General features: G+C 46.9%; 28 protein-coding genes, 2 tRNA genes and 1 riboswitch. Of the genes, 22 read left to right on the plus strand and 8 right to left on the minus strand.

The features are described 5' to 3' along the window. The first annotated feature begins 34 nt into the window (after window positions 1–34). The 3 genes from ACKTT1_RS03260 to ACKTT1_RS03270 are packed head-to-tail and all read left to right on the plus strand — an operon-like array spanning window position 35 to window position 3,733. The gene (locus tag ACKTT1_RS03260; protein WP_412710184.1) at window positions 35–1,186 is read left to right on the plus strand and encodes a lysophospholipid acyltransferase family protein; all 1,152 of its coding nucleotides are present in this window, start codon (window positions 35–37) and stop codon (window positions 1,184–1,186) included. Between the two features lie 21 nt (window positions 1,187–1,207). Then, window positions 1,208–2,470, plus strand: a complete 1,263-nt coding sequence (gene tyrS, locus ACKTT1_RS03265) for a tyrosine--tRNA ligase (RefSeq protein WP_369017558.1) — start codon at window positions 1,208–1,210, stop codon at window positions 2,468–2,470. Between the two features lie 27 nt (window positions 2,471–2,497). Beyond that, window positions 2,498–3,733: an OFA family MFS transporter gene (locus tag ACKTT1_RS03270; protein ID WP_412710185.1), complete on the plus strand. Its 1,236-nt coding sequence runs from the start codon at window positions 2,498–2,500 to the stop codon at window positions 3,731–3,733. Between the two features lie 9 nt (window positions 3,734–3,742). Here the strand turns inward: ACKTT1_RS03270 and ACKTT1_RS03275 are convergent, their stop codons facing one another. The 3 genes from ACKTT1_RS03275 to ACKTT1_RS03285 all read right to left on the minus strand — a co-directional run bounded on the left by ACKTT1_RS03275 (window position 3,743) and on the right by ACKTT1_RS03285 (window position 6,686). Next, a complete protein-coding gene (locus ACKTT1_RS03275) occupies window positions 3,743–4,957 on the minus strand; it encodes an MASE3 domain-containing protein (protein ID WP_412710544.1) in 1,215 nt (404 codons plus the stop codon). Between the two features lie 258 nt (window positions 4,958–5,215). Further along, a tRNA-Met gene (locus tag ACKTT1_RS03280) sits at window positions 5,216–5,292 on the minus strand. A 155-nt stretch (window positions 5,293–5,447) separates the two neighbouring features. Then, complete coding sequence (locus tag ACKTT1_RS03285) at window positions 5,448–6,686, minus strand: transposase family protein (protein ID WP_412710186.1); 1,239 nt, start codon at window positions 6,684–6,686, stop codon at window positions 5,448–5,450. A gap of 172 nt (window positions 6,687–6,858) precedes the next feature. Between ACKTT1_RS03285 and pckA the strand changes: the two genes are divergently transcribed. Beyond that, window positions 6,859–8,409 (plus strand): phosphoenolpyruvate carboxykinase (ATP), encoded by a 1,551-nt coding sequence (gene pckA / locus ACKTT1_RS03290; RefSeq protein WP_412710187.1) that lies wholly within the window; start codon window positions 6,859–6,861, stop codon window positions 8,407–8,409. Window positions 8,410–8,473: 64 nt separating this feature from the next. Here pckA and ACKTT1_RS03295 read toward each other — a convergent pair whose 3' ends face one another. From ACKTT1_RS03295 to ACKTT1_RS03305, 3 genes are read right to left on the minus strand one after another with little or no spacing between them, the layout of a single operon-like run. Beyond that, the gene (locus tag ACKTT1_RS03295; protein ID WP_412710188.1) at window positions 8,474–8,968 is read right to left on the minus strand and encodes a flavodoxin family protein; all 495 of its coding nucleotides are present in this window, start codon (window positions 8,966–8,968) and stop codon (window positions 8,474–8,476) included. Window positions 8,969–8,995: 27 nt separating this feature from the next. Beyond that, complete coding sequence (locus ACKTT1_RS03300; RefSeq protein ID WP_412710189.1) at window positions 8,996–9,424, minus strand: ACT domain-containing protein; 429 nt, start codon at window positions 9,422–9,424, stop codon at window positions 8,996–8,998. An 18-nt stretch (window positions 9,425–9,442) separates the two neighbouring features. Then, complete coding sequence (locus ACKTT1_RS03305) at window positions 9,443–10,741, minus strand: phenylacetate--CoA ligase family protein (RefSeq protein ID WP_412710190.1); 1,299 nt, start codon at window positions 10,739–10,741, stop codon at window positions 9,443–9,445. A 253-nt stretch (window positions 10,742–10,994) separates the two neighbouring features. On the opposite strand from ACKTT1_RS03305, the gene ACKTT1_RS03310 reads away from it, so the two are divergent. The 13 genes from ACKTT1_RS03310 (at window position 10,995) to ACKTT1_RS03370 (ending at window position 20,275) form a co-directional block, all read left to right on the plus strand. Beyond that, window positions 10,995–11,714 carry a cytochrome c biogenesis CcdA family protein gene (locus ACKTT1_RS03310; protein WP_412710191.1) on the plus strand — a complete coding sequence of 240 codons (720 nt, stop codon included), beginning with the start codon at window positions 10,995–10,997 and terminating at the stop codon, window positions 11,712–11,714. Window positions 11,715–11,724: 10 nt separating this feature from the next. Further along, entirely contained in the window at window positions 11,725–12,549 is an 825-nt protein-coding gene (locus ACKTT1_RS03315; protein WP_412710192.1) for a ParB/RepB/Spo0J family partition protein, read from the plus strand. A gap of 21 nt (window positions 12,550–12,570) precedes the next feature. Continuing rightward, the gene (locus ACKTT1_RS03320) at window positions 12,571–13,053 is read left to right on the plus strand and encodes an adenosine-specific kinase (protein WP_412710193.1); all 483 of its coding nucleotides are present in this window, start codon (window positions 12,571–12,573) and stop codon (window positions 13,051–13,053) included. Further along, window positions 13,050–14,138, plus strand: coding sequence for a DUF763 domain-containing protein (locus ACKTT1_RS03325; protein WP_412710194.1), 1,089 nt, complete (start codon window positions 13,050–13,052; stop codon window positions 14,136–14,138). Before ACKTT1_RS03320 ends, ACKTT1_RS03325 begins: the two co-directional genes overlap by 4 nt. A 14-nt stretch (window positions 14,139–14,152) precedes the next feature. Further along, window positions 14,153–14,650, plus strand: coding sequence for a nitroreductase family protein (locus tag ACKTT1_RS03330; protein ID WP_412710195.1), 498 nt, complete (start codon window positions 14,153–14,155; stop codon window positions 14,648–14,650). A 3-nt stretch (window positions 14,651–14,653) separates the two neighbouring features. Next, window positions 14,654–15,142 carry a metallophosphoesterase gene (locus tag ACKTT1_RS03335; protein ID WP_412710196.1) on the plus strand — a complete coding sequence of 163 codons (489 nt, stop codon included), beginning with the start codon at window positions 14,654–14,656 and terminating at the stop codon, window positions 15,140–15,142. A gap of 41 nt (window positions 15,143–15,183) precedes the next feature. Then, window positions 15,184–15,846 carry a phosphate signaling complex protein PhoU gene (gene phoU, locus ACKTT1_RS03340; protein WP_412710197.1) on the plus strand — a complete coding sequence of 221 codons (663 nt, stop codon included), beginning with the start codon at window positions 15,184–15,186 and terminating at the stop codon, window positions 15,844–15,846. A gap of 12 nt (window positions 15,847–15,858) precedes the next feature. Further along, a complete protein-coding gene (locus ACKTT1_RS03345; protein ID WP_412710198.1) occupies window positions 15,859–16,437 on the plus strand; it encodes a hypothetical protein in 579 nt (192 codons plus the stop codon). Window positions 16,438–16,455: 18 nt separating this feature from the next. Further along, the gene (locus tag ACKTT1_RS03350) at window positions 16,456–16,893 is read left to right on the plus strand and encodes an OsmC family protein (protein ID WP_412710199.1); all 438 of its coding nucleotides are present in this window, start codon (window positions 16,456–16,458) and stop codon (window positions 16,891–16,893) included. Between the two features lie 101 nt (window positions 16,894–16,994). Continuing rightward, a complete protein-coding gene (locus ACKTT1_RS03355) occupies window positions 16,995–18,032 on the plus strand; it encodes an alcohol dehydrogenase catalytic domain-containing protein (RefSeq protein WP_412710200.1) in 1,038 nt (345 codons plus the stop codon). Window positions 18,033–18,037: 5 nt separating this feature from the next. Beyond that, a complete protein-coding gene (locus ACKTT1_RS03360) occupies window positions 18,038–19,075 on the plus strand; it encodes a galactitol-1-phosphate 5-dehydrogenase (RefSeq protein WP_412710201.1) in 1,038 nt (345 codons plus the stop codon). Beyond that, window positions 19,065–19,733 (plus strand): ribulose-phosphate 3-epimerase, encoded by a 669-nt coding sequence (gene rpe / locus ACKTT1_RS03365; RefSeq protein WP_412710202.1) that lies wholly within the window; start codon window positions 19,065–19,067, stop codon window positions 19,731–19,733. Before ACKTT1_RS03360 ends, rpe begins: the two co-directional genes overlap by 11 nt. Further along, entirely contained in the window at window positions 19,727–20,275 is a 549-nt protein-coding gene (locus tag ACKTT1_RS03370; protein WP_412710203.1) for a methylated-DNA--[protein]-cysteine S-methyltransferase, read from the plus strand. The genes rpe and ACKTT1_RS03370 overlap by 7 nt, the downstream gene beginning before the upstream one ends. Here ACKTT1_RS03370 and ACKTT1_RS03375 read toward each other — a convergent pair. Beyond that, window positions 20,244–20,819 (minus strand): ECF transporter S component, encoded by a 576-nt coding sequence (locus ACKTT1_RS03375; RefSeq protein WP_412710204.1) that lies wholly within the window; start codon window positions 20,817–20,819, stop codon window positions 20,244–20,246. The genes ACKTT1_RS03370 and ACKTT1_RS03375 overlap by 32 nt on opposite strands. A gap of 68 nt (window positions 20,820–20,887) precedes the next feature. Then, window positions 20,888–21,034, minus strand: a riboswitch (FMN riboswitch). A gap of 197 nt (window positions 21,035–21,231) precedes the next feature. Here ACKTT1_RS03375 and ACKTT1_RS03380 point away from each other — a divergent pair. From ACKTT1_RS03380 to ACKTT1_RS03400, 5 genes are all read left to right on the plus strand, one after another. After that, on the plus strand, window positions 21,232–22,206 hold the full coding sequence (locus ACKTT1_RS03380; protein WP_412710205.1) for a Bug family tripartite tricarboxylate transporter substrate binding protein: 975 nt from the start codon (window positions 21,232–21,234) through the stop codon (window positions 22,204–22,206). A 19-nt stretch (window positions 22,207–22,225) separates the two neighbouring features. Next, entirely contained in the window at window positions 22,226–22,654 is a 429-nt protein-coding gene (locus tag ACKTT1_RS03385; protein ID WP_412710206.1) for a tripartite tricarboxylate transporter TctB family protein, read from the plus strand. 27 nt (window positions 22,655–22,681) lie between these two features. Beyond that, window positions 22,682–24,190, plus strand: a complete 1,509-nt coding sequence (locus ACKTT1_RS03390; RefSeq protein ID WP_412710207.1) for a tripartite tricarboxylate transporter permease — start codon at window positions 22,682–22,684, stop codon at window positions 24,188–24,190. Further along, window positions 24,187–25,089 (plus strand): dihydrodipicolinate synthase family protein, encoded by a 903-nt coding sequence (locus ACKTT1_RS03395; protein ID WP_412710208.1) that lies wholly within the window; start codon window positions 24,187–24,189, stop codon window positions 25,087–25,089. The genes ACKTT1_RS03390 and ACKTT1_RS03395 overlap by 4 nt, the downstream gene beginning before the upstream one ends. A gap of 115 nt (window positions 25,090–25,204) precedes the next feature. Continuing rightward, window positions 25,205–25,281 (plus strand) — tRNA-Arg (locus tag ACKTT1_RS03400). Between the two features lie 170 nt (window positions 25,282–25,451). On the opposite strand, the gene pdxT is transcribed toward ACKTT1_RS03400, so the two are convergent. Continuing rightward, the gene (gene pdxT / locus ACKTT1_RS03405; RefSeq protein ID WP_412710209.1) at window positions 25,452–26,030 is read right to left on the minus strand and encodes a pyridoxal 5'-phosphate synthase glutaminase subunit PdxT; all 579 of its coding nucleotides are present in this window, start codon (window positions 26,028–26,030) and stop codon (window positions 25,452–25,454) included. Between the last annotated feature and the right edge of the window lie 3 nt (window positions 26,031–26,033).

Genomic DNA, 26,033 nt, shown 5'->3' on the forward strand with positions numbered 1-26,033 from the left:
TGGGGATTTTAATTCTTCATGTTAAAATTTTTCCATGTTAAAAGAACATCACTCGGTTGCTACTGGTACGGTTTCAAATGTTGCGCCGCTCTGGCGCCTGGGGAAACCGCTTTTTGCGGCCTATCTCTCCCAAAGATATACCAGGTGCGCTTTGCTTGGTGATTTCCCAAAGCCACCCTTTGTGTTGCTTGCCAATCACTTGAGCGCTCTGGATCCTTTTATAATCAGTGTTTTTTCTCCTTACCCCATTCACTGGGTGGCCAACCGCTTGATTTTTCACCATCCCACCCTGGGTGTGTTAATAAGGATGGTTGGTGCTATACCTAAGCAGAAAAACTATCCAGACCCCCGTGCGGTAAAACAAATCTTTAAAGTGGTGGAAAAGGGTGGGATAGTGGGTATTTTCCCCGAAGGTTCAATAACCTGGTCAGGGAACTTTGAGGGGGTAATGCCTGGTACCTCAAAGCTGGTTAACACGCTGGGTATTCCAGTGGTGGTGGTAAAGATTAAGGGGGCGTGGCTTGCCCAACCGGTGTGGGCAGAGGCTCGCAGAAAAGGACCAGTGGAAGTGGAGATTAACGTTTATAAAAATTTTCCCGGTGAACAAGCTCTTTTTCATTCTGAATGGGACTGGCAACTTAAGCAGGGGTTCGAGTATCGCGGCGACCATAAGTCCAAGGGAATTGAGAGGGTAATATGGTTCTGTCCTGCGTGTGGTACATTCCGCTCTGTAGAGGCTCTGGGAGATGCGTTTGGATGCCGCCACTGTAGAGCACAGTGGATTCTGGACCAGTATGGTTTGGTGGAAGGGATTCCACTGGTCGATTTTATGGAAGCTCAGAAAAAGTGGCTATCCTGCTTTGCTCAGGAACGGGGCTTAGAAATTGCCGGGGTTTTGGTATCTATCAGAGACCGCTTAAGCGGCCGCTTGAAATCCCTAAAAAGAGGAATGCTCAGATTGAATCACGAAGGGCTAATGATAGGAAACTTTCATTTTCCGCTCTCGGCCATCAGGGCTGAAAATCTTTTTCTCAAGGATATTTTTGAGTTTTTATGCTTGAACTGGTTGGTTCGGGTGCATACCAGGTATTCTTCCTTTTTGCTCTATTCGATGCTCAAGGAGTCGAAAAGAGCAACTTTTCCCTTTGAAAATAGAGAGATTGATAAAAAAACGGTAACGATTTGACCTGTAGGAGGTTTAAGGAAAGTGGATCTTATCGCAGACCTTGAATTCAGAGGACTCATCTATCAGGTTACCGACCTTGAGGGTTTGAGGGAACGGCTGTCCAGAGGCAGGATTGTACTGTATGTGGGTTTTGACCCCACTGCCGACAGCTTGCACGTGGGACATCTTTTGCCTGTTCTGGGATTGCGTCGTTTCCAGCTGGCAGGGCATATTCCCATAGCTCTGGTAGGTGGAGGTACCGGTCTGATCGGTGACCCCAGCGGGAAAACCACAGAGCGAGCACTAAACCCTCAGGAGGTGGTTGAAGCCTGGTCTCAGAGAATACGTTCCCAGCTGGAACGGTTTCTGGACTTTGAAGTCGCCTCTAATCCTGCTCGGATTGCCAATAATTTTGAGTGGCTTGGAGAGCTGAAAATGATACCCTTTTTGCGAGACATAGGTAAGCACTTTTCGCTGGGTTATATGCTTTCTAAGGAATCTGTAAAATCCAGGTTGGAATCGGGCATATCTTTTACCGAATTCTGTTATATGCTGCTTCAAGCCTATGATTTTTTGCAGCTTGCGAAGCGTTACAACTGTGAACTTCAAGCTGGTGGTAGTGACCAGTGGGGTAACATAACAGCAGGCATGGACCTGATTCAGAAAGTACTGGGTAAAAAAGTTTATGGTTTAACTTTTCCACTGGTAACCCGTTCTGATGGAACGAAATTCGGCAAAACCGAGCAGGGCGCAGTCTGGCTGGATCCGGAACGTACCACACCCTATCAATTTTATCAGTTTTGGCTTAACGTTGACGACCGGGATGTGGTTACCTATCTCAAGTATTTCACCTTCTTATCTCAAGAGGAGATTTTGGAGCTTGAGAAGGAAGTGAAGAGAAACCCTGAACGCCGGGAAGCCCAACGGGTACTTGCAGGAGAAATGACTGCGCTGGTGCACGGAAAAGACGCCCTGGAGCGAGCAGAAAAGATATCCCGGGCACTTTTCTATGGTCAGCTTCAAGAACTGACTCCTCTGGAACTCGAGGAGGCATTTCGGGACGTTCCTTCCTATGAGATTGCAGGACAGGAAGAAATTAACATTGTGGATTTACTGGTTTTTTGTGGTGCTGCTTCTTCTAAAAGGGAAGCCAGGGAGCATCTTAAAAATGGAGCTATTCAGGTCAACGGGGTTAAAGTGCAGGAAATTGACAGGACCTTTAGGCGCCAGGACTGTTTAGGTGGGAAATACCTGGTGATTAGAAGAGGCAAGAAAAATTATTACTTAGTCAAGTGGTTATCTTAGTAGTTTTGGTGGGGGTGGAGTGCATTCATGGGTAGTGAGGACCGTGCTTTGCGAGGAAGGTGGAAGGTCCTTTTGGGTGGTTTTCTTCTTTCTTTGATGGGTGGCGTGGCCTATGCCTGGGGAGTATTTGTGGTTCCCATGATGGAACGCTTTGGCTGGTCAAGATACGGCGCTACCCTTCCTTTCACGTTTTTTATGCTGGTTTTTGCTTTCTTTATGGTTCCTGCGGGTCACTGGCAGGATAAGAAAGGTCCCAGCAAAGTCGCGCCGGTGGGTGCTATTCTTTTTTTGATTGCATACATTTTATCGGGTTTGGTGGACCGTTTCCCCAACCCCTGGTGGCTGGTTCTATCTTATGGTTTCCTGGGAGGTTTAGCCTGTGCGTTGACCTATAGCTGCGTAGCCCCGGTTGCCAGGAAGTGGTTTCCAGACAAGCCCGGCCTGGCGGTGTCCCTTGCGGTGATGGGTTTTGGTCTGGCTGCTATCTTTTTTGCTCCGCTTAAGGCTCGCTTTTTGATCCCAGCTTACGGAATAGAGAGCACTTTTTTGATAATTGGAATATTGACTTCTGGGATCTCTCTTCTGGCTTCCCGACTTTTAAAAAATCCTCCTCAAAACTGGTCTTTTTACGAGCAGTGCTTGCAAAGTGGGCAGTGCAAGACGGTGGAAGTTCGTGCTGAACTTGCTCCCTCCCAGGTTGTGGGGAAAAGGCTTTTCTGGGAATTGTGGTTCATTTTCTTTTTGGTGAGTACTGGCGGTTTTGTGTCGCTGAGTTTGATTTCTTCTTATGGACAGGAGGTTCTGGGGCTCAATCCCCTTTTTGCTTCCCTGGCCATTTCAGTATTTGCGGGAGTTAACGGGTTGGGTCGCCCACTGGCGGGTTATCTGGGAGACCGCTTTGGCATTCTTTTCACCATGATTGGTGCCTATGTGCTGCAGGGTCTCACTCTGGTGCTTTTTGGAGAGCTGGTGTTGAGCCAGGTCAGGCTTTATGTAGCTTCAGCTATGGTGGGCTTTGGATACGCAGTAAACCTGGCTCTCTTTCCCACTCTGGTGGCTCTTTGTTTTGGAATTAAGCATCTGGGAGCGAATTATGGGCTGGTATTCACAGCTTTCGGTGTAGCAGCTCTGGTTTCTGGTATTGGCTCCTGGATGTTTGACCTTACCGGTAGCTTTACCCCCGCCTTTGTGTTTAGCGGCTTGATGGCCCTTCTGGGGGCAGGGTTGAGCTTTTTGGTAAAGAGAGCCTACCGGTTGTACTGATTAAGAAATTTACTGAAAGATTGAAGGTGGGCTGGTGTTTTTCTTGGAGTTTTTCATGAGGTACATCCTTTCGTCTGCTCTATGAATGGCTTGGAGGTAGCTTTCGCCCGGCTCAAGCTGAGCTACGCCGAAGCTAATGTCCACATCCGCATCGCATTTTTGTTCGGTTTTACCGGAAGTTTTTACTTTTTCCCTGATTCTTGTGGCCACTTCTTTTGCCTGCTCCTCGCCTGTGCCGTAGAGTATCACAATGAACTCGTCTCCCCCATAGCGTGCAGCTATGTCAGACTCGCGAATTGATTGGGCAATGCAGTTTCCGACCAGTTTGAGTACCTGGTCCCCGACCAGATGTCCGCAGGTATCGTTTATTTTTTTGAAGCGGTCTACATCAACCATGATGAAGGAAATAGGAACCTTTTTCCGCAGAGCGATGGCGGCCTGTTTTTGAATCAGCTCGTTGAAGAAATTTCTGCTGTAAAGACCAGTAAGGCTATCGTAATGAGCTATCTGTTTAAGTTTTTCTCTTTCTCTGTCAAGTTCAATCATCAGCGTTTGAACAGGATTATTCAGTGAGTTGATAATAACACCTCTTAAGATAACCAGGTAGGATAAAAATCGAAACAAGTGTCCAAGGAAATTGAAAAAGCCGTATACATCGCTGTACAACGTAAAGGAAAGCTCGCCAAGCATGGTGAAAATGACGGCCAGCACCAAGGAGTTCCTGAGGGTTGAAAGTGATTGCTCTCGCCCTTTCAGGATTTTAAGCAGAACGATAAATAGTATAGCCACCATTGCGTACTCCATGGCTATTTTAAAAATGGTAAGACCGTGCCCTTCGATGAAGCAATTTGGGAACGTGCCGAACCAGACAAAAGCAATGAAGAGGGTGCATAGTAATCCAAGCAGTATAGAGAGTGTTTTTTCTTTCAGGTGAGCGAAGAAAATGATGAGAAAAAATCCAGTGGTTTCCAGCAATCTTCCGGCAATCCAGAACTGGGTTGGATGGTTGGCTGTCCAGCCAGGAAACACCCCCATACCTTTGTAAGCGAGGGTGTGGAGGAAGTCAATGATGGTCACAAAAAAGTAGAGGATGCCGAATTTCAAAAATATCCTGTTTTGGATGAAATTGCGGGTGGCAAGTGAAATAAGTGTAATTGAAAAGCCGGTGAAAATAGCGAATAATTCTGTGATAGTATGGAAGAAAAGATAATTCCTTCGTGCCAGAAGAAAAAGAGCAGGAAAAGTTGTTCACCAAAAGACGAAGCTGAAATATTTGGATTTCTGGTTGTTATCCTGATTCACGCCTGCCCCTCTTGAGTAAGAGCTATCTCATGGTAGCACATCTTTACTTTTTCCTCAATTTTTCAAAAATGTGGAGCTTTTTCCTTGAGCGGGTTTTTCTGGGGCTTTGGGGGCACAAAAGGGGGGCGTAAGCCTCGCCAAAAGAAAAAGGGTGTACTGAACACACCCTATTTAATAATCTGGTAGCGGGGGTCGGATTCGAACCGACGACCTCCGGGTTATGAGCCCGACGAGCTTCCTGACTGCTCCACCCCGCGTCGCTTTCATTATTTTCAGACCATACCTTATTTTATGCAAAAGGCAATATTTGTCAAGGGTTATCGGTTTTATCTTCTACCCCTGTAGTTGGTCAAGCCAGTGATGCCTCACCTAAAAATCTTGATGAAATGGATTCGATGCCTCATTTAAAATTCTATACCAAATTCACCTCCTTGGGGTAAGGAATTGAATCATTTTTCAAGGTCACCATCTCGATCAATTGGTTTTGTATTTTGACAATCTGTCGTTTGAGTTCGGCTGGATTGAGTTCTTCATATTGGTCTTTTAAGGATTGCTTGAGGGAGTTATCAATCGATGAGGCGTCAAGAACTCGCATCAGTGGAGTTTTGGCTTCATCATAGTGTTTCTTGACTTTACTATTCACTCGCTCTTTGAAAACCAGTTTGGTAACCGGTTGGAAGAAGTTAGTATAGAGACGAAGAAGGGAATAGAGTTGGTTGAGAAGGAGGAGTTCGTCTTCGGTCTCATAGCGACAATAGCCAACCGTTTTTCTCACCACAGTCCAGTTCTTTTGTTCGACATAACAGTTATCATTCTTTTTAGAAGGTCGAGACCGGGTGAAGACGATCTGTTCTTTTTGACAGTACCGGATGAGTTGGTGATTGATGAATTCTCCTCCATTGTCAGAATCGATTCCTAAAAGAGGAAAGGGAAGCTGGGCTCGGATCTGTTCTAAGGCTTCAAAGACCCATTTCTGAGCTTTGTTTTTGACCGCTTGAGTTTCGGTCCAGCCTGTCAAGACATCGGTCACATCAAGAGTTTGGCAGAAATCCCCACTGGGGTTTCCGCCATCGTGGGCAACCAGATCAATTTCACAGAATCCTGGTCTTTTCTCATCCCAATCGGCAAAGGTACGAACTGGAACCTGGTGTTTAAGGAGAGTCCCGGGTTTGGTGTAGGACCGGGAGATGGGGGTGAACTTTCGTTTTTCCTTTTGGAGAAGCCGATCAATGGTGGCTGGAGAAATAGAAAGAAGTTTGGCTTTGACCTCTTGGGAAAGAACCAGTTCCTCATGCTTTTCCAGTTTTTTGATCATCCAAGGAAGTGAGGGAGCGAGTCTTTTCCCACAGGGACAGTCAAAGATGAGCCAGATCTTTTTTAAAGAAGAAAGGACTTCCTCATCATAGATCTTTTTTCGGTTCCTTTTTACCTTGGTGATGGATCCAATGATTCGATATTTTTTGCCGTCTTGTCCGGTGAGATAGACTTTCCGTCCATGATGAGAAAGGAGCCAGGAGGCATACGTTCGGGTGTATCCAGTGAGATGGACGAGTTCATTTAAGATCTTTCTTTTTTCTTTCTTAGTGGCTTTTTGATACTCGGGTGCCATTTTCTTAATGATTTCCCTTCTGGTATTCATGGTGAGCTCCATTTTGTTACCTCCTGTTTTAAAAAAATCACCTGGAGGTAGAATAGTTTATGTCAAGATTTTTAGTTGAGGCAACGATAGGAGTTCATCAAGATTTTAGATGATTCAACTCGGGGGCTTGACTTGCGCAGGCTTTGTGATACAATTTCCAAAATCCCCTAAAGGAGGTCAAGGTATGGGGTTATTCTATCCTCTGGAAAAAGCTGGCATAGTGAATCCCCGCAATGTTTACTATAATCTTTCTATTCCCAGGCTTTTTGAGCATGCCCTTTCCAGGGGGGAAGGAGTGCTGTCTTCGACTGGAGCCTTTGCTGTTTGGACGGGCAAATACACTGGTCGTTCTCCCAAAGATCGTTTCATCGTTTGTGACCAGAGGACGGAGAGAGAAATAGACTGGGGTTCAGTTAACGTCCCCATTGAACCAGACACCTATCAAAAACTTAAGGAGAAATTGCTGAGTTATTTGCAGGGAAGGGATCTTTACGTATACGACGGGTTTGTAGGCACAGACCCGGATTATCGAATGGCGGTTCGTTTCATCAATGAATTTGCCTATCAGAATGTGTTTGTTCAGAACATGTTTCTTGAAGCAACTCAGGAAGAATTGGCTTGCTTTGTCCCTCAGTTCACAGTAATCTGTGCTCCCAACTTCCATGCTGTTCCTGATCTGGACGGTGTCCGCTCTGAAGCCTTTGTAATCATTAACTTTACTGAAGGTATGGTTATTATTGGTGGTACTTCCTACTGTGGGGAAATCAAGAAAGCCATTTTCACGGTGATGAATTTCCTGCTTCCTGAAAAGGGAGTTTTGCCCATGCATTGTTCGGCTAACGTGGGTGATGAGGATGATGTAGCAGTGTTTTTCGGTCTCTCTGGTACTGGCAAAACTTCGCTTTCCGCTGATATCCAGAGAAAGCTGATTGGGGACGACGAACACGGCTGGTCGGACAAGGGTGTTTTTAACTTTGAAGGCGGATGCTATGCAAAGTGTATCAACCTTTCCAAGGAGAAAGAGCCTCAGATTTATCAGGCCATACGCTACGGTGCCATCATGGAGAACGTGGTTCTGGATGAGGAAACTCGCCAGCCCGATTTTTCTGATTCCCGATACACCGAAAATACCAGGGTGAGCTATCCCATAGAGCTTATACCTAATGCCTTGATACCGGGGATAGCCGGACATCCCAGAGTGGTTATTTTTCTTACTGCTGATGCTTTCGGGGTCATGCCGCCGGTTGCCAAACTCAGTAAAGAAGAAGCAATTTACCACTTTATCCTGGGCTATACCAGCAAACTGGCTGGAACAGAAAGGGGTATTGTGGAACCGGAAGCTACTTTTTCGTCCTGTTTTGGAGCACCTTTTATGCCACGAAGCCCGGTTGTGTATGGGAAAATGCTTGGAGAGAAGATTGAAAAATATAAAACCCGAGTGTATTTGGTGAACACGGGGTGGACTGGTGGTCCTTATGGGGTGGGGCACCGTATCGACATCGATTATACCAGAGCTATCGTGAGGGCAGCAATTGATGGGAGTATTGAAGACGAGGAATTTTATCAGGACCCGGTGTTCAAATTTCTGGTACCCAAAAAGGTGGGAGATTTGCCCGCAGAAATTTTTGTGCCCCGGAAAACCTGGAAAGACCCTGGACTCTATGACCAGCGAGCCCGAGAGCTGCAGGGCCGTTTTGAAGCGGTAATGCAAAAATACAAGCTTTCCCTTGAGTAGCTGAAAACATCGTATACTGCCTGCTTTCTCTTCTTGGAGCAGGCAGTATACGATGAATGGCTAATTAATGATTGTTGACTTTTCGGGATAATTCCTTGGCCCACTGTATTCCTTCGGATTTCAGGCGTTCTTTGCTTTTGAGGATACTCCGAAAATATTTTTCACCTGAAACACTGGCGCCCTTTTCTTCCAAAGCTTTCTTCATCTGCTGCAGGGCATTTTTGCCACCGAAAAGGGCACAGGTAACAAAAGTATATACTTTCTTCCCTTTCCAGTCTTTATCTTGAATAAAGCTTAAAACCGGTGGCGCAGCGCTACCTCCCCACACCGGGCCACCTATGAAGATTTCGGAGAACTGCTCGATGGAAATACTTTCGTGATACACCGGGGGCAACTTCCCCTTTTTGGCAGCCCCAATCATTGCCGCAGCACCTGGCAAACGATTTTTGACTCTTTTAACCCTGATTTCCTCCATTTTTGCTCCCATTTCCTGGGCAATGCCTGAAGCCAGGGCTCTGGTTCTCCCCGAGCGAGAATAGAAAATGACCAGTTTCGCCATCTGGGCCCCTCCTTTCGAGTTTCTGTTTTATAACCTGTAAAGCTCTTCGTCACTCAAAAGTGAAAACCCTTGCCGTTCCAGGATGCTTTGAGCACGGGGCTGACTTTCCACCTGGAGCACCAATACCGCCTTTTTACCGCTTTCGATGACAAAGCCGTAAGCATCTTCTATGTTGATTTGGTTTTCCGTGAGTGCCTTGGCGATGCGATGCAGCCCTCCCGGCTGGTCTTCCATGACCACTGCTATTACTTCCTGCAGGTAAGCTGGTAGATTGTTTTCGCGCAGCACTGCATAGGCTTTTTGGGGCTGGTCGGTGAGCACTTTGATGACCCCAAAACCGTTGGCACTTGAGATGGTGATGGCTCTGATGTTTATCCCAGCCTGGGCCAGAAGACCGGTTATCTTTTCAATTCTCCCCGGTTTGTTCTCGGCGAAGACCGAAATCTGATGTGCCATGTTTTTGCCCTCCTTTCCTCACATTTTGCGCTGATCGATGACTCGCACTGCTTTGCCTTCACTGACAGGAAGACTTCCTGGTTCCACCAGAACCACCTCGGGAGTGACCAGGATTTCGGACCGCAATTCTGCCTTAATCCTTTCCCGGAGCCTTTCCAGTTTGAGCAAATCTCCAAAGAAAAACTCTGGTTTTATCTCTACTTCCACCTTCATGGTGTCTTTGAAATCTTCTCGATCCAGAATTATCCGGTAATTGGAAGCCACCTCGGGTATATTCATAAGCACTTTTTCTATCTGAATGGGGAAAATGTTCACGCCTCTGAAAATGAACATGTCGTCACTTCTTCCTCTAATACGGGAGATTCTACGGTGAGTTCTTCCGCAGGGACAGGGTTCTTCATAGTAATAGGCAAGGTCACGGGTGCGATAGCGTATGATGGGTGTTGCGTCGCGGTTCAGGGTGGTGAGGAGTATTTCACCTACTTCACCAGGTGGGCAGGGCTCAAGCGTTTCGGGGTTCACGATTTCCAGGTAATAGTAATCTTCCCAGAGGTGCATCCCTTCCTGATAGACGCATTCAAAAGCCACCCCCGGGCCGTTCATCTCGGAGAGTCCGTAAGAATTGTAGGCTTTGGCACCAAAACTTTCCTCAATGCGACGGCGAGTTTCTTCGCTGTGGGGCTCAGCACCAATCAAAAGCGTGTGGAGATAAAGGTCTTCTTTAGGGTCCAGGCCTTCGCTTTTGATAATACTAGCGAGAAGCAAGGCATAACTCGGTATGATGTGAATGACCGTGGTTTTGAAGTTGCGCATAAACCAGATTTGGCGCTTGCTGTTTCCAGGACCGATGGGAATGGTAAGGGCACCTATTCTTTCTGCACCGTAGTGCATGCCCAGGCCCCCGGTAAAAAGGCCATAGCTCATCATGTTCTGAAATACGTCCCCTCGTCGCACTCCCACCATGTAAAGACAGCGGGCAACCTGATTGGTCCATTTCTCAAGGTCTTCTGCGGTGTGATAGATAACGGTAGGGGTACCGGTAGTTCCTGAAGAGGAGTGGAGCCTCACTACTTCTTCAAGGGGTACGGCCAGAAACCCGTAAGGGAAGTGATTGCGCAGATCCTCTTTGGTGGTTGGTGGGACGTTGCGCAGGTCTTCAAGAGTTTTGATTTTTTGAGGGTCCAGATGGTTTTTGCGAAAAAGCTCTTTGTAAAAAGCTGTTTTCTGTGCTTGTTCCAAGGTTTTCTGGAGTCGTTGTTCTTGAAGTTTCACGAGCTCCTCGCGTGGCATAGTCTCGATTTCTTTTTCCCAGTACAAATTTACTGCCCCCCTTTGAGATGGTTTGTGCAGTGGAGATTTTTAGTTCATGCTATTTTTATAGCACAACTTTTAAGTGAGAAACAAATATTCTTAAAAAAAGGGTATTATTTGGAAACAACGAGGTTGTTGTTGGTTTTTAAGCGGTGCTTGCAGTGAAGGTTTTTGAAGTGGTGATATACTAAACGTATCAGATTGGTTATTTGTATTATTGGTTGAGTCAGAGTACTGGTAATAAAGGGAGGTGCTTTGTTTGGACTTTGAACTCAGTGTAGTGATCAGCTTTGTAGCCGGGATTCTTTCTTTTCTCTCACCGTGTGTTCTGGCAATTGCTCCCGCTTACATCGGCTATTTGAGTGGGGTTGAGTCCATAGAGAAAGAGCGTAAAAGGGTTTTATGGCATACTTTGCTCTTTGTGGGTGGATTTTCGGGGATTTTCTTTTTGATGGGTATTGGTGCTTCAGCTCTGGGAGGAGTTTTTCTGCTTTATAAAGATTGGTTCAACCGGATTGCTGGCGCGGTTATCATCGTTTTTGCCCTTCAGGTTCTGGGTGTTTTGAAGATACGTCTTCTATACGCTGAAAAAAGGGCTCAGTTCAAGACAAACTGGGCCCAACTGCGCAGTTTCGTGTTGGGTATTTCTTTTGGTCTGGGTTGGACTCCTTGCGTGGGACCCATTTTGGGTGCTATTTTGCTCTATGTTTCGGCAAGGGCGCAAATCTGGGAAGGAGGCCTGATGCTTGCTTTCTACTCCCTGGGGCTTGCTCTGCCCTTTATTCTTCTCGGTGTGGGTTGGGGCAAAGTGATGCAGGTTTTGAAGAGGTTTCAAAAAAGAGGGAGATTGGTGGAAATAGTGAGCGGTGGTTTGCTTTTGTTTCTGGGCGTTTTGATGTTGTTGAATCGCCTTGATTTTCTGGTATACTGGCTGGGCATCGGTAACCTGGTGAGTCCTGAATATCTCTTGATTGAATAGGGGTGAAATAATGCCCGTCAGAGGAAGCAGGGAACGGATCAAGGCCTTCGGCGAAGTTTCACGGCGGCTGGGACTTTCCAATCGAGTCTATCGGGGAATTCATGCTATACCGGTTGAAAAAATAGTGGGCAGTGTGGGGCGAGCGGCAGACCTTTTGCCGGGTTTTAGACTTAAGCGCCCGGACACTCGCTACTACCGGATAAGGAGGGCGATGGAAAAGGGGGAAATTTTACCCCCCATTATCGTTTACAAGGTAGGAGATGAGTACTACGTACTCGATGGAAATCACCGAGTGGCAGTGGCCAAAGAGCTGGGAAGAGAATTCATCGATGCTGAAGTGATTGAATTTTTCCCTTCTCCAAAAATCGAAAGCAAAGCTTTGCGCAAGAAAAGAGCTGAATTTGAAAGAATTACTGGCTTGAAAGGCATTGATGCTACCGAACCGCGCCACTATGATGCTTTTTTAAACTACATTCAGGACCATGCCAAGCAGATGAGCGCTTCCTTGGGCAGGGAGGTTCCCATTCAGGAGGCAGCGTTAAACTGGTTTTTATGTGTTTACACTCCTGTGGTTCAGAAAATCGTGGAGAAAAATCTCGAAGAAGCCTTCCCGGGCAAAGGGCTGGCTGATATCTTTGCTTATATAATGGATTACAAGTGGTTTCAGAGTCAGAAAGTGGGGTATGACATAGGTTTTGAAAAAGCTCTGGAAGGTTTTATGAAAGAAATTCTAGGGATTGAGCAGCCAGAACGACCTGCTTTGGAGAGAAGAACTTTGGGTCAAAAGGTTGGAGGGCTGCTGGAGGAGGTTTTACCCTGGTTAAAAAGGGAATAAACTTGAAAGGGGGGACTGTCTTTGGAACTCCAGATTATTGCGCTTAAAAACCCAAAACAGTATAACCTCATTTTGGGTCACTCGCACTTTATTAAAACCGTCGAAGACCTTCACGAAGCTTTGGTGGGAATTTCGCCTCACCTCAAGTTTGGCATCGCATTTTGTGAGGCTTCTGGGCCTTGCCTGGTTCGCTACAGTGGCAATGATGAGGAGCTGACGGAACTTGCCAAGGAAAACGCAATGTTGCTTTCAGCCGGGCATGCTTTTTTGATCTTCCTTAAAGAAGGTTTTCCTATCAACGTGCTGAACGCAGTGAAGATGGTACCTGAAGTTTGCAGGATATTTTGTGCTACTGCTAATCCAGTGCAGGTGATTATTGCCGAAACTGACCAGGGGAGAGCTATTCTCGGAGTTGTTGATGGGTTTAAAACCAAGGGTGTGGAAACCGAGCAGGATATTGCAGAGCGCAAAGCTTTGTTGAGGAGGTTTGGCTATAAGTTGTGAGCGCAATACGTCGGGGTTTTGTGGACTCTCCGCTTCACGGGGGAAAGTGTCCCCGCTGGCTTTTTCAAAGGATGCAGCGCCTGGGAGGCTTGATTATTGAAGCCATAGTGGAGTTTTTTGGTGCTGAGGAGTTTTTGCGTCGCATATCGGACCCCTTATTTTTTCAATCTCTGGGATGTCTCCTGGGTTTTGACTGGCACTCAAGCGGAGTTACCACTACCCTTTGCGGGGCACTGAAAGAGGGAATTAGAGGCAGAGAGCAGGAACTGGGGATTTTTATCTGTGGTGGCAAGGGGGCTACCTCTCGCAAAACACCTCAGGAAATTCAGGCTTACGGAGAACGCTGTTCTTTCTCCTTTGCCGACCAGCTCGTTTATTTAAGCAAGATGACGGCCAAGATTGACAGTGCTGCTTTGCAGGATGGGTACCAGCTTTATCACCACGTGTTTTTCTTTACCAGTTCCGGTAGCTGGGCGGTGGTGCAACAGGGAATGAACGAAGCTCTACGGCTGGCCAGGAGATACCATTGGTTGAGCGAAACAGTCAAAGACCTGGTCTGTGAGCCCCACCGTGGCATATGTGCCCAGCGCAGGGAGAGCAGGGTGCTTAACCTGGTAGCCCGAGAGAGTGAAAACTGTCGGAAGGGTATGGTGCAGCTTATCGAGCAAAATGGAAAGGCACTAATTGGTGAAGTGCACAAGGTATTACATTTTGCACTTCCTTCCCGGCACCATATTGAAGAGGGAGACTTTGACCTCTCCCGTATTTCCAAAACTCTTTACAATCTGTGTGCGGAAAAGCCGGCTGATTTTGAGGGTCTCTTAGCTACACCTGGGGTGGGACCTAAAACCTTGCGGGCTTTGGCGCTTACTTCGGAAGTGGTACTGGGTGCGCCTCCCAGCTTTAAAGACCCGGTGAGTTTTTCCTTTGCCCATGGTGGAAAGGACGGAATTCCCTACCCGGTGGATCGTAAAACCTATCAGGAAAGTATTACTTTTCTCGAAGAGCTGTTACGCAGGGTTCGGACTACCCCTCAGGAAAAAAATAAAATGTATAAACAGTTAAAACTTTTGAGTGGTTGGTAAGGGAGGTGTTGTTCATGGATGCCATTGAGGCCTTGCGAAGGAGGCGTTCTATTCGCAGGTTTACCAATCAACCAGTGGAGAAGGAAAAAATCGAGACCATTATTGATTGTGCAAGACTGGCTCCTTCAGCAATCAATATCCAGCCTTGGGAGTTTGTGGTGGTCACTGATAGCGCCAAGAGAGAGGAAATTGCGCGGCTTACTGACTACGGCAAGTTTATTAAGGATGCACCAGTTCTGGTTGCTGTTTTTTGCAAGGAGACCAAGTATTACCTTGAGGATGGCTGTGCGGCTACGGAAAACATCTTAATCGCTGCTTGTGCCCTGGGCCTTGGTGCTTGTTGGGTAGCAGGGGACAAAAAAGCATACGCTGAAGCGGTGAGAGAAAAGCTTGGTGTTCCCAACGGCTACAAACTGATAAGCTTAATTCCTATCGGGTATCCTGCGGAGCAACCGCGAGGGGAAGTTTACAAACGGGCACTAAAGGACGTTCTACACTGGGAAAAGTTTTAGGAGGTGGTTCAATTGTTGGTTGGCGTACTCTCTGATAGCCATGACCACCTGCAGAACCTGAAGAAAGCTCTGGAAGTTCTTCAAGATGAAGGTGCTGAGCTCATCATCCATGCCGGAGATTATGTGGCCCCTTTCAGTGTGGCCTTGCTTGCCCAGCTTTCCCTGCCCTGGTACGGAGTGAGGGGCAACAACGATGGTGAGGTTCTGGGGATTTTTGAACGTTCCTCGGGAAAGATTTCCAGTCTTCACCTGAAGATAGAAGAAAAGGGATACCGCATCTGGGTTAGTCACTATCCGCAACCTGCCGAGGCTGCTTTTGAGAGTGCCCATTTTGACCTGGTAGTGTATGGCCACACGCATCAGGCAGTTATCAGGGAAAACCAGGGTAAGTTGCTGGTTAATCCTGGGGAGGTTTGTGGTCTTTTGAGTGGTAAACCCACGGTGGCAATCTGTGATTTGTCGAAGGGGGTAGCGAAATTAATCGAGATTTGATTTAATATTACAAATAGTGCTTGTGTGGGAGGTTTTTGGGTTTGACTATACCGCGAGAACATTTCAGGCAAGAGCTTCAAAACTTGCAGGAGAGCCTGGTCAACATGATCAAGGCAGCAGAAAAAATGCTGGTCATGGCTATTGAGTCCCTTAAAGAGAGAGATGTTGCAAAGGCTAAAGAAGTTATTGCCCTTGATGACGTGGTGGACGATTATAATTTTAAGATCGAGGAAAAATGTTTGCAGCTTATTGCCCTCGAGCAGCCGGTTGCCAGAGATTTGAGAACCATTGCGGCGATTCTTAAAATTATTACCGATGTGGAGCGTATCGGTGACTATTCCATTGATATTGCTAAATTCAGCATTCGCCTTTCCGATAGCCCGCTTCTTAAAGTGGTTACCGACGTGGTTAAAATGGCGGAAATCGTTGTGGAAATGCTTGAGGACACTTCTACCGCTTTTGTTAGGAGAGACCTGGGAATTGTGCAGAGAATTATTGATCGAGATGAGCAGGTCGATGCTCTTTACCGCACAGTGCATGAGGGAGTGGTGACCAGTATTGAAGCCAATCCCCATCTTGCCCGACCAGGCATTTGGGTCTTAATGATTGCTCGCTATCTGGAGCGCATTGGAGACCACATTACCAACGTTACCGAGCGGATATACTATATGGAGACCGGTGAGATGATCGAGCTGCACCAGTGAGGAGTGGAGACTGTGGAAAGAAAGGAAATCATTTACTTTGATAAACCCGGAACAGAAAATACTGACCTTACCCTGGATTTGGCCCTGGAAAGAGCCCTTCAGGATAAAATTGAGCACCTTGTGGTAGCCACAAGCAGTGGTGATACTGCACTCAGGCTTCTTGAGAAAGCTCAACAGTGCGCTTTTGGAGGAAAGCTGGTTGCGGTTACCTATCACTGTGGTTTTAATGGAGGAGATAGCGTATCCCTCTCTCCTGAAGCCAGAGAGAAGCTTACCGAGGCTGGCGTTTCGATAGTTATGGCTTCTCACGCCCTGAGTGGCATCAATCGTTCTTTTCGGGAAAAATTTGGTGGTTTGAGCATACCTGAAGTGATTGCCGAAAGCTATCGCCGCATTTCTCAGGGCTTTAAAGTAGCTGTGGAGGTAGCCATTATGGCTGCGGATGCAGGATGTGTACCTACTGATCGGGAAATCATTTCTATTGGCGGGAGCGGCAGGGGTGCTGATACTGCTTTGGTATTACGTGCAGCACACCAGAATTCTTTTTTCAAGCTCAAGATTTGTGAAGTGCTGTGCTTTCCAAAATACTGAATAGGGAGGTTTGGTGTTATGGCGTTAACGTTTAAGGCAAATGGTAAGCTTCAGGAAGGCTTGCGAGTGGATGTCCAGGTGCGTCAGTTTCAAATGGCGTTTGATGAACCGGAGAATCTGGGTGGCAAAGACTCAGCACCCAACCCGGTTGAAGGGTTACTTGCTTCTTTAATTGGGTGTTTGGGCATCGTTGTCAGAGTGGTTGCCCAGGAGAAGAACTTGCCCGTTGAGGGCGTGGAAGTGGAGGCAGAGGGTGACCTGGATCCCCGGGGCTTCATGGGCCAGTATAATCTGGTCCGTCCAGGATTTCTTGCTGTGCGCTACACAGTGAAAGTCAAGGGTAATCTCAGCGATGAAGAGCTCAAGGTACTGATGCAAGAAGCGGAGAAGAGGTGTCCGGTTTCTGATACCCTGGGAAAGGGTACCCAGGTTAGCGGTGCGTTTGTTAAGGCTTGAGATTCGAAGTTTCAGAGTATGTGTTTGACAAAGTTGTAGCCCTGCAGTTAATCTTCTGCAGGGCTACAACTTTGTTTATATATTGATTGGGGGAGGCAACGATGAAGGCAGCACTTCTCAGGGGTATTGATCAACTGGTGGTAGAAGAAGTTCCCGATTACCGGGTTTCGGAAGGGGAAGTTCTGGTTCGAGTTCGTTCCTGTGCGATATGTGGTTCCGATATCAGAATCATGCATTACGGTAATCCCCGGGTTCACTTTCCCCAAATAGTTGGTCATGAAATTGCCGGTGAAGTGGTGGAAGTTGGGGAAGGGGTGAAGAAATTCAAACCTGGTGACCGGGTGGCTATAGGGGCAGATGTTCCCTGTGGAGAGTGCTACTGGTGCCAGAATGGCATGGGTACCAACTGTGCCATAAACTACGCCATAGGGTATCAGTTTCCGGGAGGTTTTGCCGAGTACATTCTTTTGAATAAACTTACCGTGATTCAGGGAGCGGTGCATCGTATACCTGATTCACTTTCCTTTGATGAGGCAGCCCTTGCCGAACCTTTGGCCTGTGCTATAAACGGTTTAGAGATGAGTTCTCTGGGTGTTGGAGATACGCTGGGAATTATTGGCGCAGGGCCAATCGGTTGCATGATGATTGAAATGGGTCGCTATATGGGTGCTACCAGCATAATAGTTATTCAGCGTTCTTTGAGCCGATTGGAAACTGCCAGGCAGTTTGGTGCTGACCACTATTTTCTTTCTGGTGATGAGCATTTGATAGATAAAGTTATGGAGGTAACTCATGGAGAGGGAATTGATGTGGTAATGGTGGCTTGTGCTTCGCCCGATGCCCAGGAGCTGGCGCTTGAGCTGGTTCGCCATCGGGGAAGGGTCAACTTTTTTGGTGGGTTGCCTAAGGGATCTCGAAAAATTAGCATCGACAGTAACCTCATTCACTATAAAGAATGTATGCTCTTGGGGAGCCATGGGAGTTTGCCCAGGCATCACCGCAAGGCTCTTCAAGTAATGGAAAAGGGAATGGTGAAAGCTTCCCGGTACATCACTCACCGCTTTCCGCTTTTTGAAATCCATAAAGCTTTTGAAGTTGCAGAATCCCATCAGGGATTAAAGGTTGTGGTTAATCCGTGAACACAATGAGAGCCCTGGTTTTGAAGAACAAAGGGCGGTTGGTTCTGGAAGAAGTGGTGTTGCCGCAGCCGAGCAGGGGTGAAGTGCTGGTTAAGGTATGGGCCTGCGGTGTTTGTGGTTCAGACTTACCAAGGATTTTTGGTGACCTTGCCTATTTTTATCCGCTTGTTCCGGGACACGAGTTTGCGGGAGAAGTGGTGAAAGCGGGATGTGACCTTGGTGAGAAGTGGGTTGGGAAAAAAGTTACTGTTTATCCGCTTATTCCCTGTCGTAGGTGTGCGTTTTGTGAATCTGGGTATTTCGAACTCTGCGATGCCTATGATTACTTAGGTTCTCGCAGGAATGGAGCTTTCGCAGAGTATGTCGTCGCCCCAGTTGATAATCTGGTTGCTTTGCCGGACGAAGTTTCCTTTGAAGAAGGTGCACTTACCGAGCCGGCTGCAGTAACCTTGCATGCTGTCCGTCGTGCTTTGATATCCCCAGGTGACCGGGTAGCTGTGTTTGGCCTGGGTCCTATTGGTCTTTTAACCGGATACTGGGCTCGATTGGGCGGTGCATCTTTGGTAGCTGGTTTTGAGGTTGACCCCCGGCGTCGGGATTTTGCAAAGCGTTTTGCGTTTGATATGATAATGTCGCCTGATGAAGAGAAAACCTTGCTTTTTGAGAAGGTTTTTGAAGCTTCGGGCAACTCCTCTGCCTTTTTGCAGTCCCTTTCCCGGGTACAGAAAAGAGGCACTCTGGTTTTGTTGGGTAATCAGGAAAGAGAATTTACCATTACTCCTCAACATTTTAGTCTCATTCTTCGCAAGGAATTAACGCTTTTGGGTAGCTGGAACTCTCATTTTACCGCTTTTGATTCTGACTGGGGACGAGTTTTGCAGCTTTTGAAAGCGGAAAGAAGGACTCTTAAAAAAGTTATTTCGCATATTTTACCTCTTCACGAGGCTCCCGGTTTTTTGGAAGCCATACTTGGCAAAGAAGTTTTTTACTCCAAGGTAATTATTGCTCCTTGGGCCGAAGGGGGAATTTCCGTTGTCGATTAAAATCTCTGCTTCGTTGGACTGCGCTGATTACCTGCATTTGCTTTCCGAAGTGAAGAAGCTGGAAGAGAGTGGGGTGGACATGCTCCACATAGACATCATGGACGGGCATTTCGTACCCAATTTTGCTATTGGTACTAATTTAATGCGCAAGCTTCGTCCCCAAACGCACCTGCTTTTTGACGTCCACCTGATGGTACAGGATCCAGAACGTTTCATACCTCTTTTTGCAGAGTTGGGGGCTGACATCATCACTTTTCACGTGGAAACCACGACCCGAGTCTATCACCTGATTGATCTCATCAAAAAGTACCAGAAAAAAGTAGGAGTAGCCCTTTCGCCTGCTACGCCTCCTTCTGCACTGGAATACTTTTTGCCCTACCTTGATTTAGTGCTGGTTATGACTGTGGATCCAGGTTTTGTGGGTCAGCGGTTTATTCCCGAAGCAGTGACCAAGGTTGAAGTAGTCCGCAAAATGCTGGTCGAAAAAAATAGGCAACTGGACATTGAAGTGGACGGAGGTATTGGTGAAAAAACGGTTCCCCTGCTTAAAAGGGCAGGCGCCAACGTTTTTGTTGCTGGCACTTCCAGCATTTTTTCTGGTAAAGAAGACGTGAAAGTTGCTGCTCTCCGCTTCAGGGAGTTTTGCGAGCGGTGTTAGCTTGGGATTGTGTTTATTACCGTTTTTATGACACGCCTTGGGGACCAGGCCTCACGGCGTATTGTGATGATGCCCTTTTGCGCGTGGTTCTTCCTGCCTGGTTGGAGAAAGAACGCTTGCTTTCCTTTTTGAAGCAAGACTCTTTCTGTCGGGACAAAAAACTTTTTTTCAATGCTGACCGGGGAGAGGTTGAAGAATTTCTGGAAGCCTATTTTGCAAATCGTCCGCTGAACTTTGTGCCTGTTTTCAATTTGTATCTTGAGCGCTTTACCCCTTTTGTAAGGAGTGTTCTTTGGGAGCTCCAAACTATCCCCTGGGGTGAAGTCATTACCTACCAGGAGTTGGCCCAAAGGATTGGCAAGCCTCGGGCACAGAGGGCGGTGGGGTTGGCTTTGGGCAAAAATCCTTTCCCTATTTTGTTACCCTGTCATCGGGTAGTTGGTAAAAAGGGTTTAGGAGGATTTTCCAGCTACGGTTTGCGCTGGAAAATCCTCCTGCTTTCTCTGGAAATTAGCAGGAACGACTGCTTTCCTGAGCGCTAACGGCCACCTTTTTAGCTTTTGTAGGCTCTTCCAAAATATGGCTCACCTTCTTGTATAAGAGGAAAGTGAGTGCGCCGTTGATGGTTCCTTTCAGTAAATTGAAAGGTATGATAGCAGGAAGAAGCATTCCAACCACAACATTCCTTGGTACACCAAGATATATGGGAGTTACCACCAGATTGGCGAGCACCATTACTCCGGTCATGAAAAGAGGAGCTACAATTAGCCCTAACAAAGCTCCTTGTCTGGTTCGGTTTTTGGAATAGATGAGGCTGGCTATCAGTACGTAAGTCCCTGTTGCTAGAAAGTGCATTAAAATACCCCAGGGTCCACCTTCACCGGTGATGAGTCCAAAGAGCACAGCGACGATAGCAGTGACCATGATTCCCAGTGGTGCTCCAAATTTAAAACCAGCTATGAGCACCGGGACATCACCGGGGTCGTAGAGCAAAAAGGGAGCTTGGGGAATGATGGGGAAGTGGATTAAAAGACTGATAACCAGAGAGAGTCCGCTTAAAGCAGCGCCGTAGACCAGCTTTTTCAAGGTTGTTACCTCCCTTTTTGCTTCTTCAGGAGGCAAAAAGCCCTGAAATTTTTCAGGGCTTGTGGGCTTCGCTTCTTCTCCCATCCGGACTTTACCGTCGGCCCCGGATTTACACCGGATCAACCCCCCTTTGGGGCTCGCGGGCTTGAGGCTTTTTGCCTCTCACCGCCGGTCGGGAATCGGACTTCTGCCCTCACCCTGCCCTGAAGAAGCTTTTTATTATTTGTTTTTTAGAAAACCGAGATGATTGTAAAGGAAGTTTTGGGATTTGTCAAATTGAGCTGGGTAGGTGATTTTGGTTCTATAAAGGCGCAGGTAAAGCTGAAAACTAATGGTACATGTTGTTTAGTGAAAATTGTTCTGTTACAATTGAAAAGTAAGCTATTCAACCTTAATGAGGGGGTAACTGAGTATGCGAAAAAGTAGGGTTTTTGTGGTTGGGGTACTGGTTTTGGCTCTTTTTTCTTTTGTGTTTCTGACTGGTGTTGCCAGTGCTGACTTTCCGGAGAAGGAAATACTCCTAATCATTCAAGCTGCACCGGGGGGCGTTTCTGATGCTGTGGGAAGGGCTATGGCTGCTGCTGCTCAGGAATTTTTAGGTGTCCCCATTACTGCCACTAACATTACCGGTGCTTCGGGGGCCATTGCCATGGGTAAGTTGAAAGAAAGTAAACCCGATGGGTACACAGTTGGGTATGTGCCTGTGGAGCTTTCGATGGTAAAGGCTCTGGGTTATGCTGATATTTCGCCTGATGATTTTGACCTTATAATGAGAACTAACATTGTTCCTGCAGCGCTAACGGTTCGTTCCGACGCACCCTATAAGACCTTCGAGGAATTTGCTGCCTATGCCAAGGAACACCCGGGCGAGATACTGGTTGGGACTTCCGGCACGGGTTCTATCTGGCATATTGCTGGTCTGGCTCTTGAGGAAGCACTGGGCGTTAAGTTCACCTTTGTTCCTTTCGACGGTGCGGCTCCCAGCGTTGCTGCTCTTCTGGGAGGGCATATCCATGCAGTAACCTGCAGTCCATCAGAAGTACTCTCGGGAGTGCAATCGGGCGATTTGCGCATGCTTGCTGTTTTAGGAGATTCCCGCACCGAGCTCTTTCCCGATGTGCCTACGGCTAAAGAACTGGGTTACGATATCAACGTAATGGCCTGGGGTGGATTTGCTTTGCCAAAAGGCACTCCCAAAGAGGTGTACGATAAAATCGCAGATGCTTTTTACAAGGCTTTCAACTCAGAGACCTTCACCAGAGTTATGAAAGAGCGAGGTATTCAGCTTGCCTATCTTGACGGTCCCTCTTTTGCAGAGTTTGCCAAACAGCAGTACGAGATGTATATGGAGCTCATACCCCGGGCAATGGGTAAATCTGAAAAATAGTCGAGGTTAAAGCACCGACGTGGCTGATTTAATTTTTGGTCTCGCTACAGTTGCTTTGGGTATTTTCATCTTCTGGGGAGCCGCCTTGCTCCCCAGAGGCGTTTTAAGTTACGCTCTGGACCCGGCCCTTTTTCCTCGTATTGTGGCTTTTGGTCTGGTTGTTCTAGGTGGTTTGCTGTTCTTTCAGGGTCTGAAAAAGAGCAAACATGAAGAGAAATCTCCTGTAAATTTACCATCAGCGTTTCGCCTCTTGCTTTTGATTGCAGCTACTGTAGTTTACCTGCTTTTGTGGGGGCGGGGCTCCTTTTTGGTGAACACTTTACTCTATCTTTTCTTTATTCAATATATTATGAAGCTGAAGCCACTTTTTTCATTGCTGTCTTCAGGGTTAATTTCGGTTGGAGTTTACTTTCTCTTCACTCAAGCTTTCCGGGTCAGGTTTTTCTGACATCTCAATAATTGTGGGAGAGTAGCCATGAATGATATGCTAATGGCTTTGGTGCAAATATTACAACCTGATGTGTTTTTATACCTTGTGGTAGGGGTATTGCTTGGACTGATCGTTGGGACCTTACCAGGTCTCACAGCTACTATGGCTGTAGCTATTCTTACTCCGTTGACTTTCTGGTTACCGTATCAGAGCGGTCTTGCAGTACTGGTTGGAGTGTGGAACTCAGCCATTTTTTCAGGTGGAATATCAGCAATATTGATTAACATACCGGGTACGCCAGCTTCCATTGCTTCTACTTTTGATGGCTATCCTCTGGTACGGCAGGGGAAAGCGGGTTTAGCGCTGGGGATTAACGTGCTCTACTCAGCAATTGGAGGATTATTTGGTTCTCTGGTTTTTATTCTGGCAGCTTTTCCTCTGGCCCGCTTTGCACTTTCTTTTGGACCTCCAGAATATTTTGCTCTCGGTCTTTTTGGTTTGAGCATGATGGTTGCTGTTTCTGGGAGTTCTATTGTGAAGGGGTTAATTGCCGGTTTTATTGGTCTTGCTCTGGCTATGGTAGGGCTTGACCCCATGCTGGCTACTCCCCGTTTTAGTTTTGGTTCGACCGAACTCCTGGGTGGTATATCCTTTATCCCCTTGATGATTGGTATTTTCGGTCTGGGTGAAGTGTTTTATCAAATGTTTACTGGCGTTGAGAGTGAAAGTAGTGCAGAAACCCAGGCAGGGTATCTGGTTGGTAAAAAGCTGGGAAGAATGCTGGTTACCGCAGGTGAATTTATCCGAACCCTTCCCGCGACATTGATTGGGAGCCTTACAGGAGTTATTATTGGTGCCATTCCGGGTTCGGGGGCTGACATTGCTTCGCTTTTGGGTTGGGAGTTTTCTCGAAGGGTGTCCCGCCGTAAGGAGGAGTTTGGCAAGGGTTCAATAGAAGGTTTGGCAGCAACTTGTGCTGCCAACAATGCCTGTCTGGGTGGTGCCCTTACCACCATGATGTCTCTCGGCATACCTGGTGATGCAGTTACTGCAGTGTTGATCGGTTCTTTCATCATGTATGGCGTTCAACCTGGACCAGCGATGTTCCGGGATAGGGCTGATTTCGTCTTTACGGTAATTGGTCTCATGGTGCTTGTTAACTTTATATTCTTGGCGCTTGGCTTTTTCTTTTCTCGTTTTGTGGGAGGGTTTATCTTACTTCCCAAGCCCATCATGTGGTCGGTTATAGTTATTTTGTCCATAGTTGGTTCGTTTTCACTGAACAATCGGGTTTTTGACGTATGGGTGGCGCTTGGTGGGGGTATTCTGGGTTTTCTGTTTCGCCGTTACGAATTTCCTTTGGGTCCGATTATTCTGGCTTTAATTCTTGGTCCTATGGTGGAGCGAAATTTCCGTACTGCGCTTATCATTTCTCATGGTAGTCCCTTCATTTTTCTGAATAGGCCCATAGCTTTGGTCCTTATTGTAGGAACCATTATAGCTCTTTTAGGTCCTGTTTTCATGCGTCGAAAAAGAAAGGAGAGAGTAACATGAGGTTACTGGAAGGTGTTGTTGTTGCCCACCTGACACCCTTTGATGCTCAGGGTCGGGTTGACCATGGTGCGCTGAAAGAATATATGAAATTTTTGATTGCCAAGGGAGTGCATGGAATTTTTGCCTGCGGTACTACTGCGGAAGCACAGATTTTATCTCTGGAAGAGCGGAAAAAAGTTCTTGAGACCATAGTTTCTGCAAATGAGGGAAAAATGACCATTGTTGCTCACTGTGGCACTGTCAACTTTGAAGATACTTGTGAGTTGATTGAGCATGCTCGTTCTCTGGGTGTTGACGGAGCAGGTGTGGTAACTCCCTTTTACTATTCCTACACCCAGGAAGAACTGTACCATTATTACGCTTCGTTAGCCCGCAAGTTTGAAGATTTTCCGCTTTACCTTTATAACATTCCTTCTCTTACCGGGAACAATCTTTCCGCGTCTACGGTTGCCCGTTTGGGGCAGGAATTCCCCAATATAGTGGGCATTAAGGATTCGAGCGGCAGCTTCAATACCATATCTGAGTATATTCTTTCCTCTCCTGGTGAGTTCAGAGTGATAGTGGGCTGTGATCGGCTCTTTCTTTCAGTGTTGATTTTTGGTGCTCATGGTTCGGTAACTGGCCCGGGAGGAGTTTTTCCGGAGCCTTTCCTGGATGTCTGGCAGGCTTTTCAAAAGCGGGAGTACACGAGAGCCCAGATTTTGCAACGTAAGCTGATTGCCATATCTAAAGCGTTGGGAGAAGGAGCCAGTTTGGCAACCCTGAAGGCTGCACTGGCAATGCGTGGTTTTGGCGGTGGCTTTATGCGCTTTCCCTTGCAAGCTCTTTCTTCTTCCGAAGTGGAGAAACTACGAGAAAAGCTGAAAGTAGTCCTTGAGGAAACCGGGTATTCTATTTAAAGAACCAGACGCAGTTTTCTCTGTTTTTGGGTTATGCAGGAAACTGGCACCTGTTGACTTTTCGAATAAATAGTAATATATTTCAAAGAGGCGAAAACGGTAAAGAGTTGTTGGTGCGCCTGTAGCTCAACAGGATAGAGCAACGGACTTCTAATCCGTAGGTTGGGGGTTCGAGTCCCTCCAGGCGCGCCAGGAAGTGCTGAAACCTGCTTTATAAGCCGCCTGATGGCGCAAACGTCCTCTTTCTTTTAGGGGTTGTTTTTCTGTTACAAAAACCCGAGTTCGTGCTTCTTGAAGGGCTCACCCGAAAACACAGGAGGTGAGCCTTTTTGTCAAGTTTTAAAAGCAATTATTTAAGCGTATCAGTTTTTTGAGGAGATTACTTGCAGAAAATACTTGTGCACTCTGGTATCAGGTGTCAATTCGGGATGAAACGTACAACCGATTATCTTGCCGTACTGAACCATTACTGGCTGTTCCTCAAGAAGGGAGAGTACCTCTACTTTACCCTCGAGTGTTTTTTCTATTTTGGGAGCTCGGATAAAAACACCCGGGAAAGGCTTTGCCTTATCAAAAGAAAGGTTAATTTGACTGGTAAAACTTTCTTTTTGTCTTCCATAGGCATTTCTTCGCACCCTGATTGGGAGTACTTTCAGTGAAGCGAAGCTCAATCCTTCAACTTCTTGAGCAAGTAGTATCAAGCCTGCGCAAGTGGCCAATACAGGCATGCCCTTTTCGACTGCTTCTTTTAGGGGTTTTAAAAGCCCAGAATTATGTAGAAAAATGCCCATTGTGGTGCTTTCTCCACCAGGAAGAACTACGGCATCTATTTTATCAAGATCCTGGATATAGCGTATCCGATGAGTTTCTACCCCAAGCTGTTTTAGCATTCTTTCGTGTTCTTCAATTCCTCCCTGGAAACCAAGAATACCGATTTTCATTGT

The sequence above is a fragment of the Atrimonas thermophila genome (assembly GCF_045864955.1).
Taxonomy (GTDB): domain Bacteria; phylum Atribacterota; class Atribacteria; order Atribacterales; family Thermatribacteraceae; genus Thermatribacter; species Thermatribacter velox.